The sequence below is a fragment of the Niallia sp. WK069_GA_01 genome (assembly GCF_983173855.1).
The window spans coordinates 2,322,215-2,340,385 of record NZ_OZ470138.1 but is presented as its reverse complement, the minus strand read 5'-3'; the positions used below and the strand labels follow the sequence as shown (position 1 = coordinate 2,340,385).

Annotated in this window: 18 protein-coding genes; 8 read left to right on the top strand and 10 right to left on the bottom strand. The window is 34.0% G+C overall.

What is annotated here, in order from left to right:
• Positions 1 to 668 precede the first annotated feature (668 nt).
• A complete protein-coding gene (locus tag AC5LWL_RS11165; protein WP_493434383.1) occupies positions 669 to 956 on the bottom strand; it encodes a hypothetical protein in 288 nt (95 codons plus the stop codon).
• A gap of 414 nt (positions 957 to 1,370) precedes the next feature.
• Here AC5LWL_RS11165 and cspD point away from each other — a divergent pair, with 414 nt between their 5' ends.
• Positions 1,371 to 1,571 (top strand): cold-shock protein CspD, encoded by a 201-nt coding sequence (gene cspD, locus AC5LWL_RS11160; protein ID WP_009791749.1) that lies wholly within the window; start codon positions 1,371 to 1,373, stop codon positions 1,569 to 1,571.
• 55 nt (positions 1,572 to 1,626) lie between these two features.
• On the opposite strand, the gene AC5LWL_RS11155 is transcribed toward cspD, so the two are convergent.
• Positions 1,627 to 1,824: a zinc-finger domain-containing protein gene (locus AC5LWL_RS11155; protein ID WP_493434382.1), complete on the bottom strand. Its 198-nt coding sequence runs from the start codon at positions 1,822 to 1,824 to the stop codon at positions 1,627 to 1,629.
• Between the two features lie 73 nt (positions 1,825 to 1,897).
• Positions 1,898 to 2,560: a reverse transcriptase-like protein gene (locus AC5LWL_RS11150; RefSeq protein ID WP_493434381.1), complete on the bottom strand. Its 663-nt coding sequence runs from the start codon at positions 2,558 to 2,560 to the stop codon at positions 1,898 to 1,900.
• A gap of 621 nt (positions 2,561 to 3,181) precedes the next feature.
• On the opposite strand from AC5LWL_RS11150, the gene AC5LWL_RS11145 reads away from it, so the two are divergent.
• Entirely contained in the window at positions 3,182 to 3,592 is a 411-nt protein-coding gene (locus tag AC5LWL_RS11145; RefSeq protein WP_493434380.1) for a reverse transcriptase-like protein, read from the top strand.
• A 112-nt stretch (positions 3,593 to 3,704) separates the two neighbouring features.
• Here the strand turns inward: AC5LWL_RS11145 and AC5LWL_RS11140 are convergent, their stop codons facing one another.
• Both AC5LWL_RS11140 and AC5LWL_RS11135 read right to left on the bottom strand, forming a co-directional pair.
• Entirely contained in the window at positions 3,705 to 3,974 is a 270-nt protein-coding gene (locus AC5LWL_RS11140) for a DUF6123 family protein (RefSeq protein WP_493434379.1), read from the bottom strand.
• Positions 3,975 to 4,001: 27 nt separating this feature from the next.
• A complete protein-coding gene (locus AC5LWL_RS11135) occupies positions 4,002 to 4,496 on the bottom strand; it encodes a divergent PAP2 family protein (protein ID WP_493434378.1) in 495 nt (164 codons plus the stop codon).
• A gap of 118 nt (positions 4,497 to 4,614) precedes the next feature.
• Here AC5LWL_RS11135 and sspL point away from each other — a divergent pair, with 118 nt between their 5' ends.
• Positions 4,615 to 4,752 carry a small, acid-soluble spore protein L gene (gene sspL, locus AC5LWL_RS11130; protein ID WP_493434377.1) on the top strand — a complete coding sequence of 46 codons (138 nt, stop codon included), beginning with the start codon at positions 4,615 to 4,617 and terminating at the stop codon, positions 4,750 to 4,752.
• Between the two features lie 98 nt (positions 4,753 to 4,850).
• Here the strand turns inward: sspL and AC5LWL_RS11125 are convergent, their stop codons facing one another.
• From AC5LWL_RS11125 to AC5LWL_RS11115, 3 genes are all read right to left on the bottom strand, one after another.
• On the bottom strand, positions 4,851 to 5,747 hold the full coding sequence (locus tag AC5LWL_RS11125; RefSeq protein WP_493434376.1) for a 5'-3' exonuclease: 897 nt from the start codon (positions 5,745 to 5,747) through the stop codon (positions 4,851 to 4,853).
• 144 nt (positions 5,748 to 5,891) lie between these two features.
• The gene (locus AC5LWL_RS11120; RefSeq protein WP_493434375.1) at positions 5,892 to 6,728 is read right to left on the bottom strand and encodes a sulfurtransferase; all 837 of its coding nucleotides are present in this window, start codon (positions 6,726 to 6,728) and stop codon (positions 5,892 to 5,894) included.
• A 31-nt stretch (positions 6,729 to 6,759) separates the two neighbouring features.
• The gene (locus tag AC5LWL_RS11115; protein WP_493434374.1) at positions 6,760 to 10,395 is read right to left on the bottom strand and encodes a dynamin family protein; all 3,636 of its coding nucleotides are present in this window, start codon (positions 10,393 to 10,395) and stop codon (positions 6,760 to 6,762) included.
• 245 nt (positions 10,396 to 10,640) lie between these two features.
• On the opposite strand from AC5LWL_RS11115, the gene AC5LWL_RS11110 reads away from it, so the two are divergent.
• Positions 10,641 to 11,783 carry an IS4 family transposase gene (locus AC5LWL_RS11110; RefSeq protein WP_493434373.1) on the top strand — a complete coding sequence of 381 codons (1,143 nt, stop codon included), beginning with the start codon at positions 10,641 to 10,643 and terminating at the stop codon, positions 11,781 to 11,783.
• 771 nt (positions 11,784 to 12,554) lie between these two features.
• The gene (locus AC5LWL_RS11105; RefSeq protein ID WP_493434372.1) at positions 12,555 to 13,007 is read left to right on the top strand and encodes a chemotaxis protein CheX; all 453 of its coding nucleotides are present in this window, start codon (positions 12,555 to 12,557) and stop codon (positions 13,005 to 13,007) included.
• A 47-nt stretch (positions 13,008 to 13,054) separates the two neighbouring features.
• Here AC5LWL_RS11105 and AC5LWL_RS11100 read toward each other — a convergent pair whose 3' ends face one another.
• Positions 13,055 to 13,189 carry a hypothetical protein gene (locus tag AC5LWL_RS11100; RefSeq protein WP_493434371.1) on the bottom strand — a complete coding sequence of 45 codons (135 nt, stop codon included), beginning with the start codon at positions 13,187 to 13,189 and terminating at the stop codon, positions 13,055 to 13,057.
• Positions 13,190 to 13,887: 698 nt separating this feature from the next.
• Between AC5LWL_RS11100 and AC5LWL_RS11095 the strand changes: the two genes are divergently transcribed.
• Genes AC5LWL_RS11095 through AC5LWL_RS11085 form a run of 3 tightly spaced genes read left to right on the top strand, consistent with a single transcriptional unit; the run spans position 13,888 to position 16,168 of the window.
• A complete protein-coding gene (locus AC5LWL_RS11095; RefSeq protein ID WP_493434370.1) occupies positions 13,888 to 14,022 on the top strand; it encodes a hypothetical protein in 135 nt (44 codons plus the stop codon).
• 17 nt (positions 14,023 to 14,039) lie between these two features.
• Positions 14,040 to 14,525, top strand: a complete 486-nt coding sequence (locus AC5LWL_RS11090; RefSeq protein WP_493434369.1) for a cytochrome c oxidase subunit II — start codon at positions 14,040 to 14,042, stop codon at positions 14,523 to 14,525.
• Positions 14,522 to 16,168 (top strand): b(o/a)3-type cytochrome-c oxidase subunit 1, encoded by a 1,647-nt coding sequence (locus AC5LWL_RS11085; protein ID WP_493434368.1) that lies wholly within the window; start codon positions 14,522 to 14,524, stop codon positions 16,166 to 16,168. The genes AC5LWL_RS11090 and AC5LWL_RS11085 overlap by 4 nt, the downstream gene beginning before the upstream one ends.
• A 362-nt stretch (positions 16,169 to 16,530) precedes the next feature.
• Here the strand turns inward: AC5LWL_RS11085 and AC5LWL_RS11080 are convergent, their stop codons facing one another.
• Positions 16,531 to 18,051, bottom strand: coding sequence for a carboxypeptidase M32 (locus tag AC5LWL_RS11080; RefSeq protein WP_493434367.1), 1,521 nt, complete (start codon positions 18,049 to 18,051; stop codon positions 16,531 to 16,533).
• Positions 18,052 to 18,171 lie beyond the last annotated feature (120 nt).

Genomic DNA, 18,171 nt, shown 5'->3' with positions numbered 1-18,171 from the left:
AGTCTCGCACCTTCCACTTCAATCAAGCCGTTTGATTTATTAGTTGCTGTCGTTGAACTGGTGAAAACATCCACCTTATAGAAATAGACTAAAAGTGGAATATTTCGTTAAAACATCGTTAGATAATAACATAAAAAAAATCAACGCTACTATGGTTTAGCAATGATACCTTGTCATGAAATTCGAAGACAAGAACGTATTCTAAAACAGGTTGCTTGTAACGGAGGGTGCGAAGACTCCTGCGGGAAATGTGGGAAGGCTAAAGACCCCCGCAAGGCAACGCCGAGGAGGCTCAGAGCTCCCACCCCGCGGAAAGCGAAGCAACCCATAGTGGAAAGCAACCCCCACAATAAAAAACAAGCCTCCCATTTTATTGTTTTAAACCGAGTAATATCAAGACCTGCAAACGAATTTTATAACTGCGAAGTTTGAGTTAACTATATGAAAAAACATAACTAACCAGTATAGGGAAGCAAAAAAAGCAAACATTTACGTGCTAAATTAGAGCATGTTCGTCTTTACCTATTATCTATTTAGTTATGTCTCAGCCTCTTAAGTGTGTTGAAAAAGTATGGCTGCAAAATTTAAGGGTGTTGGATAATGTCTACAGGGAAAGAAATAAGCGAAAATACAAGCAATATCCAACATAAATGTTAAGAGCAAACCTCTTAGGTAAAATACTTTTTTATCTTGTTCTCTGACTGCACATACCATCTTTCTTTTTCAATAATAGTAGAAACAGTTAAAATGAAAGATGGAATTTTCTCCACATGAAAGACAATTAATCCGATATTTTTATTCATAATAACAAACGATTTTCCATGTGAAAAAGTGGGGAGCTCTTTTCCCATTTGCAGAATGCTTTTTACAATTGCCTGCTTCCTTTCTTCCTCCAACACAATATGTGGTGAAAATCTTAAGATCCAATTTTCATTTTCAATAGAAAATCGATACATTTATCCACCCTCTTATTTACGTTTTACTAACTTAACTCTATATTGATTTTTTTGCTTTGTTGGAGCAATTTATTTGCAGCTAATACTACAATAATATGAAGCAACGCAAACTTTCATGATAGGAAAATAGCAAAATCAAATCCCCTCTTTCCCACTTTTCCATTGAAATAGCTTGATTTTATGTATGCGTTTTCCAAGGTGGAATTTCTCCTAATAAACTGGTTGATAAATTGACGGAACTTTTCTGAAAATCCGCCTAGAAACCTTGACTGTAAAGGGTTAATGATGTATATTATAGACATCATTTAACAAAATTTATGAAAAGTATTTTTTCTATTATTATTTTGTTCTATGAGAATATTTATCTTATAGACACAAAGAAAGTGTCTTGAAAGGCTTAGGAGGAAATTTAATATGCAAAACGGTAAAGTAAAATGGTTTAATAACGAAAAAGGTTTTGGATTCATCGAAGTTGAAGGTGGAGATGATGTATTCGTACATTTCACTGCTATTCAAGGAGACGGATTCAAATCATTAGAAGAAGGACAAGAAGTTTCTTTTGAAATCGTTGAAGGAAACCGTGGACCTCAAGCTGCTAACGTTGTAAAACTATAATCAAATAATATTATTCTGAATAATATTACCCTAGAGCTGACCTAATCCGTCAGCTCTAGTTATTTTCTTCTTCCTCTCCTAATATTTTTTCTCCATATTTTTTTATTCTTTCGCCAACCGTACATTGTGAAATACAAAATCGATGTGCATTTCTTTTCCCTTTGCTTCTTTTATTATGTTGATATAAAAAACAGTCTTTACAATAATCATTCATCAACTCTTCCACTTCATGAATCCATTTTTTTCTTCCCAATTTTTATCCCCGCTTTATTTTACTTTTTATTCTTGTTACAAATTAGACACGTCTATTATGCTTCGTCTTGCACCTAATGTGCTATAATTTGCATTTTGCTGTATATCCTTTTGTTTTGCAGTGCTTGGGTGGCTAATTTATCTGCTTCTTTATTATCGTTTCTACCAATAGATGTATAAATACCATGAATATTTAATGCGGAGATTTTTGTTTCGATACGATCCAGCCATTTGTTTAATTCTTCTTCATAACATGGCCATTCCCCAGCTAGCTGTTTTAATACAACTTGAGAATCACCTCTAAATTCACAAGTAACATCATGTACATTTAATTCTTCCAATAAATTCAAAGCATGATAAAAAGCAGCATATTCTGCTTCATTATTTGTTCTCATCTCGTGAAATAGTTCATTTGCACGTATTCTATATTTCTTTTTACCTTGATGATAAAATAATACTACTCCTATGCCTGCTCTTTTTTCCTCTTTATCATACCCACCATCAAAATAAATCAAAAAGTCATGTGGTTCTTCTTCCACTATTTCAGATAATTTTTTTAATTCTTTTAGATTCCATGCAGTACCTTTTTCATCATAATAAAGCAGTTCTTTTCCCTTTTTGCTTTTTTCAATGTCTTCTCCTATTATAATAGCAAGATTAGCTGACATCCAATCAGAAGTAAAATATGCTTCATTTCCCTTATTTAATATATATTTCCATTCTAATTTATACTTCAAATTTATCCCTCTTTTTCATTCCTTATTTATAAAGAAAAGTTTCCATTAAAAAATACAATTTCTCCATTTCACGCTATAATAAGAAGAAAAGCGCAAGTGCCTTGAATAGCCCCGAAGAAAAATGTTCACATGACTCATAAAGTGCTTTTTACTTTTTTGAGGCATGGGGTTATCTTTCACAGGGGCTAGGCACTGAAGCTAGACAATAGAAAAGCGCAAGTGCCTTGAATAGCCCCGAAGAAAAATGTTCACATGACTCATAAAGTGCTTTTTACTTTTTTGAGGCATGGGGTTATCTTTCACAGGGGCTAGGCACTGAAGCTAGACAATAGAAAAGCGCAAGTGCCTTGAATAGCCCCGAAGAAAAATGTTCTCATGACTCATAAAGTGCTTTTTACTTTTTGAGGCATGGGGTTATCTTTCACAGGGGCTAGGCACTGAAGCTAGACAATAGAAAAGCGCAAGTGCCTTGAATAGCCCCGAAGAAAAATGTTCACATGACTCATATAGTACTTTTTACTTTTTGAGGCATTAGGTTATTTTATGATAGCTACATGCTTTTATGTTATCCAACCAGTTTAATATTAGCAATTTTCCACTTTTACAAATGGAGGTTTAAAAATGATCGAAGTATATATTGATGGTGCCAGCGCTGGTAACCCTGGCCCAAGTGGTGCAGGCATTTTTATTAAAGGGCATGGAAGTGCTGAAAAATACGCGATTCCGCTTGGAAATATGAGCAATCATGAAGCAGAATACCATGCTTTTATTAAAGGGTTGGAAATCTGCATACAAAAAAACTATCTAGTTGTAAGTTTTCGTACAGATTCTCAATTAGTCAATCAAGCAGTAGAAAAGGAATTTGTAAAAAACAAACAATTTTCTCCATTGCTTGAACAAGCTTTATTATTAACAAAAAAACTGGACTTATTTTTTATAAAGTGGATTCCTAGCAGTCAAAATAAATTAGCAGACGAGCTTGCTCGAATGGCGATTAGAGAGAATCCTTCAGAAGAAGCTGAACGTTCGTAATTTCACTTTGGATGTAATTGGAACATCATTTAATTCCTTTATTTATGACAGAGTTTAAGCAGGTTATTAGATAAAAAAAATCCCGCTATTTATGAACATAAGGATACGTTCTTTATAGTGGGAATAACTTGTTGTGTTTAATATAACGAATGGCCTGACTTTTTGTGATGATATTATTGTTAACGAACATTTCTAATAAAGATACGTAAAAACTTCCATCAAAACGTTTCTGGATTTTCAAGGTGCATTCTATTGCTGCCATGCTTATTTCATCTGTTGCATTCGTGAGAGCTTTTCCGAAATAGATAAAACCTACTGAGTCTTCCCCAAACGAAAAGCCTTTGCTTTGTAAGAATAGCAAATACTCTTCTACTGTTTTCAAATAACGCCAACCCTCTCCTCTTGCTTCTTACCATAATGTTACTTTATTTTTTGATCGTTTTCTATCTTTTTTTGATGTGGCATAGCCAATATAACCAATTAATCCACCAAGTACGGCGCCACCTAATACTTCAAGCGGCTGATGTCCCAGCATTTCTTTTAATTTTTTTGGCTGCTTCTCTTCAAAAGGAATTTTTTCATCTGTTTTCATTTTTTCTACTAATTCCCCTAAATCATTTACTTTCAGTGTTAATTCACCTGTTTGTCTCCGAATGCCCTGTGCATCATACATAACAATTAGTCCATATATAAGCGAAAGAGCAAAGTCACACGAATGAATTCCTTTTTTTAAAGCAATAAATGTTGTAAGTGATGATACACCTGCTGAATGAGAACTCGGCATTCCACCCGTTTGAAAAAACAATCCTGGTTTCCACTTTCCTGTTTTGAAAAAATAGAGGGGAATCTTTAATCCTTGAGCAGCAGTAATACTCGTTAATGCAACAACAACACCTTTATTCAATTTTCTCACCTCAAAGATTATCATCCATAATAAATGAGTAAATTATGCGAAATTGCGGATACTATCTTTAGGTTATTATTCCCATGATGTGAGATTAAAAAGAAAGGTGCTGATAAAGATGAGTATTAAAAACCACACAAACAAAGGTATTGCTGCAGGGGGCGTAAATCCTCAAGGATACGGACAAGATAACGACAGAACAGCAAGTCCTAAAAGCAAATTAGAAAACGCTGCAAAAAAAAAGAATACAAAATAAGAGCTGTTCTTTCCTCTCCGCTGCTGCAGGAAATAGCATTTTCCTACTACAGCAGCGGAGAAGATCTATCCGAATGAACAACCCTTTTCCTATGCAAATTAGAACAAGCTGGCTTCTTCTTTTTGAACATAACGATGAAGATGTTTAAATTCAAGCTCAATGAATTTGTTTATCGCTGTTTCTGGGTGAATATTAAAAATACTTTCTTCCAATATGCATTCAACAGGAACATCACATTTTATTTCAGCTAAAAGTCTGCTTAAATGAAGCATTTCCATATCTGTTTCTATCTTCAATTGTTGCGCTTTTGTAAGCTTAGCAAGATTAGAAAGGATGCCATCCACACTTGCATGCTCTTGCAATAATTTCAAGGCAGTTTTTTCACCGATGCCTTTTACTCCTGGATAATTATCACTTGGATCACCCATCAATGCTTTTAAGTCAATCATTTGAGCAGGCTGGATACCTTTTTCTGCAAAAAAAGTTTCAGGAGTATGAACAAGATAATTGCCGTAGCCCTTTTTTAATAGCGCAACAGAAATATGATCATCTAATAGTTGTAAAATATCTTGATCCCCTGTTAAAATCGTTACATTTGCTTTTCCCTTCATCTTTTTAGCGATAGTGCCTATACAATCATCTGCCTCAAATCCAACAAGACCAATATTAGGAACATGAAAGCTACTCACTACATCTTTTACTAGTTCAAATTGTGGCAATAGTTCAACAGGCGCTTCCCCTCTATTTGCTTTATAATCTGGATACAGCTCTGTTCTAAATGTAGCACTCCCCATATCCCAGCATACAGCTACATGGGATGGATTAAAATGTTCCATCGCAGTGAAAAAATGCTTCACAAACCCATAAATAGCATTTGTAGGGGTTCCTTTACTATTTATCATAAATTGTCCCGTAACGGCTGTAGCAAAAAAGGCACGAAATAATAATGCCATTCCATCTACCAGCAGAAGGGAAGCATCGTTTTTTTGATTCAAACCCATCTCTCCTCATCTAAATTAATGTGAAGCTCCTCAAATGAAGGTCCACTTTTTCTAAAGCTTCATTATAACAGATTTAGAACCGTTTTAGACTGGTACGTTTTTGCATTGACAGGAAAATCTCTTTCTCCACTAAAAAAACTATTCTGCTTCCACTTTATTATCATCATAAGAAATCCAATCACTAAAGCTGCCAGTATATAGTTTAATATGCTTAAATCCTGCCATCTTTAATGCCAAATAATTAGGGGTGGCCGTCACACCTGAACCACAATAAATAATATAGGTTTTGTTAGAATCCAAATCATTAAAACGTTTCTTTTGGTTTTCTTTTGATAAATAACAGCCATTTTCTATGCCTTCTGTCCAAACTTTATTAATGGCCCCAGGAATATGCCCAGCTTTTTTATCAATTGGCTCCCATTCTCCTTTGTACCTTTTATATTCTCTAGAATCAATTAATACAGTAGTTTCTGGGTCCTTTGCCTGCACCACCTTATAAACCTCTTCATAGCTTGCTATTATCGTTTCTTTTATCTGAACAGGAAATACAGCTCTTTCATATTCTGTTTCCGTATTGGTAGTAGGATAATTTTCTTGCACCCAAGCTTTATATCCTCCATTCAGAACATATACTTTATCATGTCCTAAATAGGTTAACAGCCACCACATTCTAGCAGCAAACGCACCTTCACCATTATCGTACGCTACTACAATTGTATCTCTACCTATACCAGCCCGTTCAAGCTTCTCCTTTATTACAGAGATTTCCGGCAACGGATGTCTACCTCCGTGGTTTTTCACTGGTGCTGACAAATCTTGTTCTAAATCGAAATAAATACTATGCGGTATATGACTTTCCAGAAAACGTTTTTTCCCTTCTTTTGGATTTCCTAAATTAAATCGGCAATCTATTATTCTCATGTCTTTATTTAAATAATTTTCTAACAGCCATGCCTTATCTACTATATCTTTCAATTAGCCCTCCTCCTCCTACTCGCGTTCTTTTTCATTTATTATTCGCCTTAATTTCGTTTTCTCCTTTTAAAAAACCTTTTCTATTCACCTTATCCAAAATCATTTCTACAATTTCACTATTTTCACTTTCTGTCAGTAATGCTTGTTTGCCATCATAATATTCCGTAATTTGTAAAAATATATCGTTGTATACCCTCTCGGTTTCCTTCTCCCCTACTATTCTATAATAAGCTTGCAGCCTTTCCGTTTCTTCTATTAAAAATGCATCACTATAGAACTTTACTGTTTTTTGTAATTCTTCTAGTAAATATTTACGACCATTATGTTCAAAAAAACTTTTCGGATTTTTATAAAATAATAACGCTTCTTTAAATAAATTGCTGTCCAGCTTACGAAATGGTGCATGAAAGGAAATCGATCCGCTGTTTTTGTTATCTTCTATTGACAGCATCATTTCCGTGTTTTCATTAGTCACTTTTTGTTGCAGCGTTTTAAAAAATGCTTTCCTTGTTTGCTTAAAATAGTGTTCCAATCGTAAGCTTGTTGCCCGTAATTCTTGCTCAAACTCATAACTAAATGACTGTAAAAAAAGCTGAAGTGCATCTTGTAATTCTCTTTTTTTATCATGTCCTGTTAACACACTTGGATGAAAGGCTTCTTTAGCAAAATCATAAAAACGGAAAAATACCCGCTGCTGCAGATAAAACAATTGCTCGTCTATTTCTTTGTTCATTAGTTCTTGTAAATACTGATCATCATCTTGTTTAATAATAGATAAAATTAATTGTTTTTCAGTCAATAAACGCTTTATTTCGTTTTTCTTTTCTGTTGTATTTCTCTTTGTCTGTTCTAGCCATTTTTGTAATAATGTGATAGCGTCCAGTCCGTCTTGACGAGCGGATTGAACCATTATTGACATCCACTCATCGTGTAAAAAGAAAAGTAACTTTTCCTGAAATTCCTCCATATAGTGCCGATAGTTTTCTTTTTTATAATACATACTTGAAACAGAAGAAATACGTGGATGATGAAATCCATAACGCTTAAGCTCCTGCTCCATATATTGTTTAACCTCTTCCAATTCCGTATTCAAATCAGCTAAATCAATAGCATTAATAATAAAGAACATTTTGTCTTTTTCTAATGCTTGCTTTATTCTTCCTAATTGCAGCAGAAAGTTCTCATCCGCTTTTGAAAAAGAATGATGGTAATAAGAAAGATAAAGAATACAATCCGCTTCTTTTATATAATCAAAACTTACAGCAGTATGTCTGCTGTTAATAGAATCTCCTCCCGGCGTATCAATAAGTGTAATTCCTTTTCTCGTTAATTCACAATCAAAAAAAACATCTATAATCTTTATAAAGCAAGCATTCATTTCATTCGCTACATATTTTTCAAGCATTTCCGATTTCACCATGATTTTTTTGCCTAATAATGATTTATTCTCCTTATAACCTTTTAGAAAAGCATCAAAATACCGAATACTAACAGAAAACCGATCATTTTGCTGTTTGATTAGGTTTTTCATGATTGGTATGCTTGCCTGCAAGGAAGATGCCTCCAGTTGAAAGATCTGTAAATGTTCTTTTACCTCCATCCATATTTCTTCTTCCGTCTTCCAATTAATCTCTACAGATCCATGTGGATGCAAATGATCTACCGGAACAATTCGGTTAATAGATGAAGTTGTCGGATTAGGTGAAACAGGCAGCAATGGATAATCAATTAAAGCATTTGCAAAAGAAGATTTCCCTGCACTAAACGCGCCAAATAAACAGATTGTATACTGCTTCGTTTGGACCGTATCTATGCTTTTTCCAATTCGTGCAGCAAAATGTTTAAATCCTGTTACCTCTTTTAGTGAATAACATAAAACTTGCAGATCATTTATTATTTTTTCAACTGACTCTTTAGATAATGGCTGTTTTTTTTGCTTTTTACTGTCTGTTCCATTATTTTTTATCTCTGATGCTTTTGCTGAAAAAGGGAAGAATGATTTATTGTTAGACTTTATCGGCTCCTTGACTAACGATAAGAAGTTTGTTGACTGATCATCCACCCTGTGAGATAAATAGGTTAATTGCTGCTCCCATTGATGATAGTTTGCCATAATTTCGTCTTGCTGTTTCTTTGCGTTTATCTTATTCGAGAAATGCTGTGTTTTTTTGTTTATTTCTATTATTTTTTGTTCAATCGTCTTCTTATGCGCTTGTTTTATTTGATCTAACCAAATTAGTGCCTGTTTTTTAATGCTTCCCTTTATATAATTCTCTATTTCTTCACAATAATGAATAATGTACGTTTCCGAAAAAACCGCATGTTTATTCACGTTTTTTTGAAGGATCTTAGAATCAATGGGAACTTGATAGTTTACTAGCTTTTTTATCACCTCTACATTCGTGTTCGCGCTTTCAAAACTAGATTTGTATTGCTCAAAAAAAAGAATTAATGGCGACATTATTCGCAATTGTGCTGTGCTGACCAATTCTTTCGTAAATAGATTAAGTCTTTTGTTTTTTTCTATTTCTTTTTTTTGTTTTGTGGAGAATAAACCAATTCTAAAGTCTTTTTGTAATGCAGCTAAATATTGTTTCGCTAATTCTCTGTTTTGATATGGCATGATATATGCATTTTGAATTAATAACAACATTTCCTTTTCCAAATTTGCTGTTGTTTGCAAAAAATCTTTCTCAATGGAACTTACTCTAACTATTAGCTCTCTATAATTCTGCTCCATCTTATCTAGTTTTTGAATCTCCTCATTTTCTAAATAAACACTCACCTTTTCTAATTGCTTTTGCTTTTTATTTTCCATAAAGAACTGATGATCATTTAGTATATAGTTAAAGGATTGTTCTGTAGTATTAGGAAGTAATTTCATTTTATCCATTATTTTTTCGTGTATATACAGTTGAACTTCTTTTAATTCATTAAATGGCCAATTTTTTTCTTTTACACTTATAAAAAAAATACATGTTGGCTTTATGGAAAATGCCGAAAAACTCTCATTAACACTTCTCTTTAATGTTTCTAATGAAATTTCGTCTTCTTTATGCTTATCCATTTGATTTATGATTAGTACAAATTCTTTTCCATTTTCCTTCAGTTGTTTTGTAAAGGAAAAATTCACCTCTGATTGAATATGATTGTAATCAACCACATAAAAAATAATATCAGATAAATGGATACTTGAATTGCTTGCTAAAAAATGAGCTTCATCTGTACTATCTATTCCTGGTGTGTCAATTATAATAGTAGAAGCAGGCAAATTCACATCAGGCAGACTAATCTCCATTTCCTTAATCTCGCTGCTATTTTTACACAATGCCTGCCATTCTTTTTTGCTGCCAACATCTTGATAAATAAACGTTTGCCCATCATGTGTAATAGCCTTTACAAGCATCTCTCCACTTCTTAATCGAACAATGTTTGCTGTAGTAGGGATAGGACTGGAAGGCAACACATCTGTTTTCAATAAATAATTTATTAAACTGGATTTTCCAGCAGAATAATGTCCACAAAAAGTTATCGTATACTCTTCCAAATACGTCTTTTTTATTAGCGCTTTCATTTTATTTGCATTAGAAGTATCTTCATTTTCCAAAAAAAAGTCATAAAACTTTGTTAAATGATTTAACGTTTGCACAGAAGATAAAGTCAGCAACAGCTTAACTCCTTTTCGTTTATTTTGCTTTTATTTTAACTGCTTTTCGCAATCAAATAAAGATAACTTGCTTTTTATTTTTCCAATAAAAAAAATCCAATATAGCATCGGATTTTTGTCCATTATATTATATTTTGTCACGAGTGTTGATTAACCAATAATATCCAACAAAAGTATACCAAAAAGGACACATTTCTTGTAGAATGAAGTTTGCGGAACAAACAAACTACAGAAGAGGTGCCCTCATGAAGAAGAATACCACATTCCACAATTTGTTTCAAAAAATTGTTTCAGAAGAAGAAATAGCGTTCATTCAGGATGCCATCGGATATAAGGACACAGCTCGTAAGCTTGATGTGTTAACACTCATTTATTATTTACTCTGTGCTTCAATGAATGAGCTTAAAAGTTACCGAGACTGTGCGGATGTAGGCGACCAATTTGGTCTGCCCAAGGTCAATTATTCCACTCTCTCTAAGAAAGCTGGTCATGTGGATTACAACATCATGAAGCAGTTATTTCATTTAGTTGTGTCTAAATGCAATCGTGCGACTCACCGATCACTCAAGATTTCAAAGGAACTTCTCTTGGTGGACTCCACCACGATTACAGTGGGAAAGTCACGTCTTCCTTGGGCCCTTTATCACGGAGAGCGAGCAGGAATCAAACTGCATGTCAGCTATTCCCCTCTCACTGAAATGCCACTCCAAGTCGTTGAAACTACTGGGCTTGTTCATGATGGTCCGATTAGTGAACAGTTAACCGATTCACGATTTATCATGGTAGAGGACCGAGCTTATTTGAAGATCAAACGAATCGATCAATTTGCATCAGCCTCAGACCAACAAATGTTTGTCATTCGAATGAAAGAAAATGTAGAGATTTTTCGTCCTCATTCTTTAAAACGCTTTGAGCAAGCTGGGTCGCCTATCACACGTGATATCACCTGTCAACTGGGTACCGAGCAATCTCGTTCTAAGAAACGTCATCGGGTGGTATTTTTTAAGGACGATTACGGTAATGAGATGCGTGTTGTTACTAATTTAATGAATGTTTCGCCAGAAATCATCGCTGACATGTATAAAGCAAGATGGAGAATCGAAACGTTCTTCCGCTGGATCAAACAGAACCTAAATGTCCCTGTTTTATTTGGCACGACTGAAAATGCCGTTTTTAATCAACTTTTTTCCGCTTTAATTGCTTATGTCCTATTGAAATGGCTCTATTCAAAGACATCTCAAGGGAGAATATTCAAAAAAATATCCTTTATCACATTTCAAAGAAAACTACTAAAAGACAACTTACCAATTGACTGGCGTTCTGAAATGGCTGTTGTTTTGAAAAAGCACAAAGATTCTCAAGGGATCAGTCTGTCTAATTTTGGATAATCAACACTCATGATATTTTGTTTTATATGTAGTGATTCTTTATTTTTGATGTGCTGTTTTACTAACATTATTTAGAACATGCTTCATCACAAATACATAACTTACAACCGTTAAACCAATGGAAATAGCTATCATTGGGCACACCTTCCTTCATCTAATGAGAATAATTTTCAAATTCAATTACATTTTATCATTAACGATAATCATTTTCAATACGTCCTAATAATTTTTTGAATATTTTTTTATTTTCTTATACATGGCTTTTTTTCTAATGGTTTTACTATGTAACCTCAGTCCTAGAACTACTTTGCTTTCCGTTGGAGAGTTCCGGGCCTCTTAGTAGCAGTTTTCCTGATGCAGGAAGCTCTGGTCAACAAGCTTCCTGCAAAAAAATGCTTGCCAGGCTTCAGAAAACTTATACTCTTTTACCTTATAAAAAAAAGGGATGATCCCTAAAAAAGGATATCCCTAAAAGTTTTGAAGGAGTTGCTGTGCCTTAATAGTTTATCGTATTTTAGCAAATCATTCATTATTAATAATTTCCATTCGTTCTTAAACCTTCTTATTAGTAAAGCAAATAAGAATAAGCAAGTTGCTATTTTCTTCACTTAAATGATTTTATATAAATAGGTATTTAGTATTATAAGATTCAAATATAACAAGGTGAATCGAATCATTATAATTTTTAAAATTTTTAATTTCGCTTATCCTATAGGTCTAAAAGTATGGTAAGATGATGATAATTGACTAGACTATATGGGGGAATGATTGGTGACTTCAACAAAAAGTGCAACAGAAATATTAAACGGGACTATTGAATCTGTTAAAGCCGTTCTCCCTTATCACATATCCATCGAAAAGCCTACATTAATTTCTGCCCCTTTTACGCAACAATTGATTGGTGTATTAATAGGATTAACTGGAGATTTTCGTGGTAGAATCTTAATAGATGGAAATGAACAAGTTTTCGGAAAAATTGGCGAAGCCATGTTTGGAATGAAACTGGAAGGTGATATGTTAGAGTCTTTTTCTGGTGAACTAGGAAATATGATTGCCGGAAACTTATCTACTTTTGTTGCTAATAATGGCATCGAAATGGATATAACTCCACCTACCGTTCTTGTTGGAGAAACAAAAATGTATGGTTTTGAAAAAGCACTTCGTTTACCTTTTTCCCTTGATACGATTGGTGATTTAACCATTGTATTAATGTTGGAAGGTTAAAAATTCAAAAAAAGAGGTTGCTTCTCAGACAGCCTCTTCTTCTCACTTTATTCCTCTTTTTTATTGTTTTCTTGGCTTTGCACTTCAATTTTTATTTTCTTATCCACCTTATTCCCGCAACTAGTACAGATTGTTGGCTCTTTATAAATAATTCGACAATGATCACAATAATATTTCTCCATCTTTTCACATCCACTTTCTAATCAACTTATATTAGAATATTTAATAATAGTAAATTTTGTGCGTATTCAATAACAAAAGCGTCTGGCGCCTTGAAGATCTAACTTGAGTATAAAAAATTTATAAAGTATGGAAATCATCACAAATAAATGAATTTTCATGATTACTTTAACGGCTTACTTTTCAATTTATTAAAATTGCGGTATTGTAAACGGATGATAATGCAAATTCCTTTATCTATCTTATATGAGCTCCGTTATGGAATATGTACTATTTTTAATGCTTTATAGTGCATCTTCATAAAGAACCCAGAAGTTCGAGGCTGCTTCACTTTGAGCATCTGCCTTCCACAAAGTTGAAGATCCTCTAGTTAAATACGTGAAAAGCGAAAGTTGAGTCAACAAATAAATCCGACGTGCCCTTTTAACCGGACTTTTTGAACAACTTCTTATAGTGCGTGTTCAAAAAGGAGGATAAAAAGGACCAAGAAGTTCAAGGCGGCTTCACTTTGAGCATCGCCCTTTCACAGGATGTGATGACTTCCACGTTGCTCATAGGATGTGAGCGTTTTTAGTGGAAGATCCTCTAGTTGATACGTGAGAAGCGGAAAAGTGAAGTCAACGAAGAAATTCGACGTGTCATTTTTACCGGACTTTTTGAACAACTTCTTATATAATTTTATTCTTCATGGAGGTATTAAATGATGTTTAAAAAGAAAAAATTTGTATTCCCTTCCTCTTCCCTTCTTGGCACATTTGTATTGCTTGTTCTATTGATTTGCATGATTATAGTAATGTGGTGCAGCATTTATTTCATTTATTTACAACGTTTATAACAGTAGGAGGAACTAAAGTGAAAGTACATAAATTAGAAAAAATAATCATTACTATAGGTGGAGCAACACTTCTTCTATTTTTACTCGTTCTTGCTTTTCAAAGCATGCATGCAGATCATAGCCACCATTCTTCTGCCGCTTCATCTAGCATTAACCCAAAGAAGGTAGACCAAACGAAGCCTTTTAATAAACCAGGTTTATACAAAGTATCAGGAGAAAAATGGGATTATGAATTAATAATGGTTGCTTCCGCTTTTCAATACAATCCTTCTTCTATTGAGATTCCCGTTGGTTCAAAGGTGAAAATTATCGCTACATCAAAAGATGTTATTCATGGTTTTGAAGTTGTTGGGACTAATATTAACTTAATGCTCGAACCTGGATTGATTTCAGAATATGTGGCGACATTTACAAAAAAAGGCGAGTTCCTTGTATTGTGCAATGAATATTGTGGTAGTGGGCATCATTTTATGTCAGGAACGATTCAGGTGATTGAATTATGAGGAAAATAACAAGGATTCAACAAGAAGACAGCAAGCTTATTAAAGCTCATTTAGTTGTTGCTTATTTTGCATTAGCAATTGGCGGTTTTGCAGGACTACTGCAAGTATTAGTGAAAACTGGAAAAGTCATTCTTCCATATAATATAAGCTATTATCAAGTCTTAACGATTCATGGGGTGCTCTTAGCGCTTATCTTTACAACATTCTTTATATTTGGTTTTATGCTGGCAGCCGTTTCAAGAACGGCAGGTACTTTTTCTTTTTATAATAGGTTAATAGCTTGGATTGGCTATATATGCATGGTAATAGGAACTATTATGGCAGCATCGATGGTTTTATTAAATAAAGCAACTGTTTTATATACTTTTTATGCCCCATTACAAGCACATTGGATTTTTTATGTAGGCCTTGCTTTTATTATATTTGGCAGCTGGATGGATGGAGTCGCAATTATCCTCCGTTATACACGATGGAAAAAAGTGAATACCGGATTAAGTCCCCTTTTAACCTTTATGGCTGTAGTTAATTCGATTATGTGGATTATTGCTTCCCTAGGAGTTGCTGGAACAATTGTATTCCAATTGATTCCTTGGTCATTAGGATGGCAGCCGACTGTAAATATCGCAATCAGCAGAACATTATTTTGGTATTTTGGGCATCCATTAGTTTATTTTTGGTTATTAACTGCCTATATGTCCTGGTATGTTATTATTCCGAAAGTAATAGGCTGGAAACTTTATTCTGATTCTTTAGCTCGCTTTTCTTTTTTATTATTTTTAATTTTTTCTATTCCAGTTGGTTTCCATCATCAGCTAATGGAACCAGGAATTGAACCCGGGTGGAAATTTTTCCAAATCATTTTAACATTTGTTGTGATTATTCCTTCTCTTATGACTGCTTTTTCGATGTTTGCTACTTTCGAGGCATATGGAAGGTATCACAAAGGCAATGGTTTATTTTCTTGGTTAAAAAAATTGCCTTGGAATGATGCTAGATTTTTCGTTCCATTTATTGGAATGCTCGCATTTATTCCTGGAGGTGCTGGAGGAATAATAAATGCCTCTAGTCAAATGAACGCTGTTGTCCATAACACATCATGGATAACCGGACATTTTCATTTAACCATTTCTACTACGGTCACGTTAACTTTTTTTGGAATATCCTATTTTCTTATTCCACACTTAACTGGGCGAACGTTAACAAAGAAATTAAATAAGCTTGCTATTATACAAGGAATTACTTGGGCAGTTGGCATGACAATTATGTCTGGGAGTATGCATATTGCTGGTTTATTAGGAGCTCCTAGAAGAACTGCGTATACTGATTATGGCGGTGCCAAGCAAGCTTCTGATTGGATAGTTTACCAACTAGGACAGGCTGTTGGCGGCAGTATTTTGTTTATTAGTATTTTAATTGTTTTGTATTTAGTTATTGTTTTAGCTTTTTTTGCTCCTAAAGGTATAGAGGAGTTTCCTGTTGCTGAGCTTGATAAATCGGAGGAGCAAAAACCGCTTGCTTTTCTTGAAAACTGGATGCTGTGGGTTGCCATTACTTTGTTTGTCATATTGGTTGCATATGCTATTCCTCTGTATTCGATGATTCAGCATGCGCCTCCCGGGAGTGTAGGCTATAAACTTTGGTAGATGAAAAATTGGAAGGAAAAAATATTTTTTTATTGGTCTAACCTGAAATAATGGTTTCGCAGGTTGAATACACTTCACTTTCTGTGGCTACGCTTGAGCCTTACTCCTGAACTGTCTCGCAAACCCATAGGAGTCTCGTGTATTCTGACTGCTCTCCTGCTTCAACTTAAGAACAAACTTAATCAAACTGCCTATCTGCATCTTTTGTGGTGTCATTTTTTTAATTCGGATGTGTACGCACTTGCTTTTTACGAAGAAACTTTATTCGTATGATCATAGAAAAAAATGCACAAGCGTTTCAAAGGAGAAATTGCTTGTGCATTGCTTTTTACTAGAATATATTACGGCTGTTTTACTATTTTTCAGTTAAGTTTATAAACGTCACTGTATTTGTTTGTTAAATATTCTATTAAATAGCTTGGGTTTAGTCCTTCACCAGTCACGTCGTTTAAGATTTCAAGTGGCTTTTTCATTTTACCATATTGATGAATCTTTTCATTCAGCCATTCTTTTATTAACTGCAATTCGCCTTTTTCTAATAGCTCATCAAAATCTGGAATATCTTTTAATAAGCTTTCTTTGATTTGTGCTGCATACATATAACCTAACGCATAAGAAGGAAAGTAGCCAAAACTTCCTCCTGCCCAATGAACATCCTGTAATACTCCTTCTCCATCATTTGCTGGAGAAACACCTAAATAAGATTGATATTTTTCCTTCCATAATGCAGGTAAATCTTTTACTTCTATCTCATTATTAAATAATCCTTTTTCTAACTCATATCGAATAATAATATGTAATGGATAAGTCAGTTCATCTGCTTCAATCCGAATAAGGGAAGGTTTTGATTCATTGATAGCACGATAAAATTCCTCTGTTGAGATTTCATCAAACTGGCCATTGCTATATGACTTTAATAATTCATAATTTTGTTTCCAAAAAGAAAAATTACGCCCGACAAAATTCTCATAGAATAATGACTGAGATTCATGAATCCCCATTGATGTACCGCTGCATAAAGGCGTTCCCACTAGTTCTTTCGCAATATTTTGTTCATATAATGCGTGGCCAACTTCATGAATTGTTCCAAAAACTGCGACTCTAAAATCTGATTGTTCATATTTAGTTGTAATACGAACATCACCTGGATTAATCCCTGTTGCAAATGGATGTACCGTTTCATCCAATCTTCCTGCCTCAAAATCATAGCCAATTTGTTTTAAAATCTCTAAACTGAACGCTTGCTGCTTCTCTTTTGGATATTGCTCATATAAGAAAGAAGTTTCAGGCTGATGATCAGATTCAGAAATTTTCTTTACTAATGGTACAATTTTATTCCTTAATTCTGCGAACACATCATCGAGAACTTCCACTGTAATTCCCGGTTCATACATGTCTAAAAGGGTGTTGTATTTATTGCCTTCATATCCCCAATATTCGATGAATTTTTTGGTCATGGCAACTAATTTTTCTAAATATGGCTGAAATAAAGAAAAGTCTGATTTTTCCTTTGCCTCTTCCCAAATACTTTCTGCTTTAGATTGAAGCATTACATATTCTTTAAATTCTGCTGGAGGGATCTTTTTGTTGCGCTCATATTCTTTTTTTACCTCTTGAACTGTTTTTATCGTTACTTCTGATAATTCGTCCTGCAGGTTTTCATCCGTTAATTTTGATATATATGCTGCTATTTCTTCAGAAGTAGACATATTGAATAATTCGGATGACAATACACCAATTACTTCTGTTCGCTGGTCTAATCCCTTTTTCGGTGCACCCGTTCTTAAATCCCAATAAATTAATGCTAATGCTTCATTATAAGCACCCATTTTTTTTACATAATCTAAAAAATCATTTTCCACTATTTTCATTGAATTTGCCAAAAAATTATGCCCCCCTATCGTTAATAAAACTATTTTACCATATTTTTCTTTCGAATTAAAAACTTTAGAGAAATGATACTCCTTTATTTTCGACATGTTGGTATCTTCATACAACAAGTC

Coding starts and splice junctions, on each gene's coding strand:
- AC5LWL_RS11165 (WP_493434383.1), bottom strand. CDS start 956: ATGTATCGATTTTCTATTGAAAATGAAAATTGGATCTTAAGATTTTCA.
- cspD (WP_009791749.1), top strand. CDS start 1,371: ATGCAAAACGGTAAAGTAAAATGGTTTAATAACGAAAAAGGTTTTGGA.
- AC5LWL_RS11145 (WP_493434380.1), top strand. CDS start 3,182: ATGATCGAAGTATATATTGATGGTGCCAGCGCTGGTAACCCTGGCCCA.
- sspL (WP_493434377.1), top strand. CDS start 4,615: ATGAGTATTAAAAACCACACAAACAAAGGTATTGCTGCAGGGGGCGTA.
- AC5LWL_RS11110 (WP_493434373.1), top strand. CDS start 10,641: ATGAAGAAGAATACCACATTCCACAATTTGTTTCAAAAAATTGTTTCA.
- AC5LWL_RS11100 (WP_493434371.1), bottom strand. CDS start 13,189: ATGGAGAAATATTATTGTGATCATTGTCGAATTATTTATAAAGAGCCA.
- AC5LWL_RS11095 (WP_493434370.1), top strand. CDS start 13,888: ATGATGTTTAAAAAGAAAAAATTTGTATTCCCTTCCTCTTCCCTTCTT.
- AC5LWL_RS11085 (WP_493434368.1), top strand. CDS start 14,522: ATGAGGAAAATAACAAGGATTCAACAAGAAGACAGCAAGCTTATTAAA.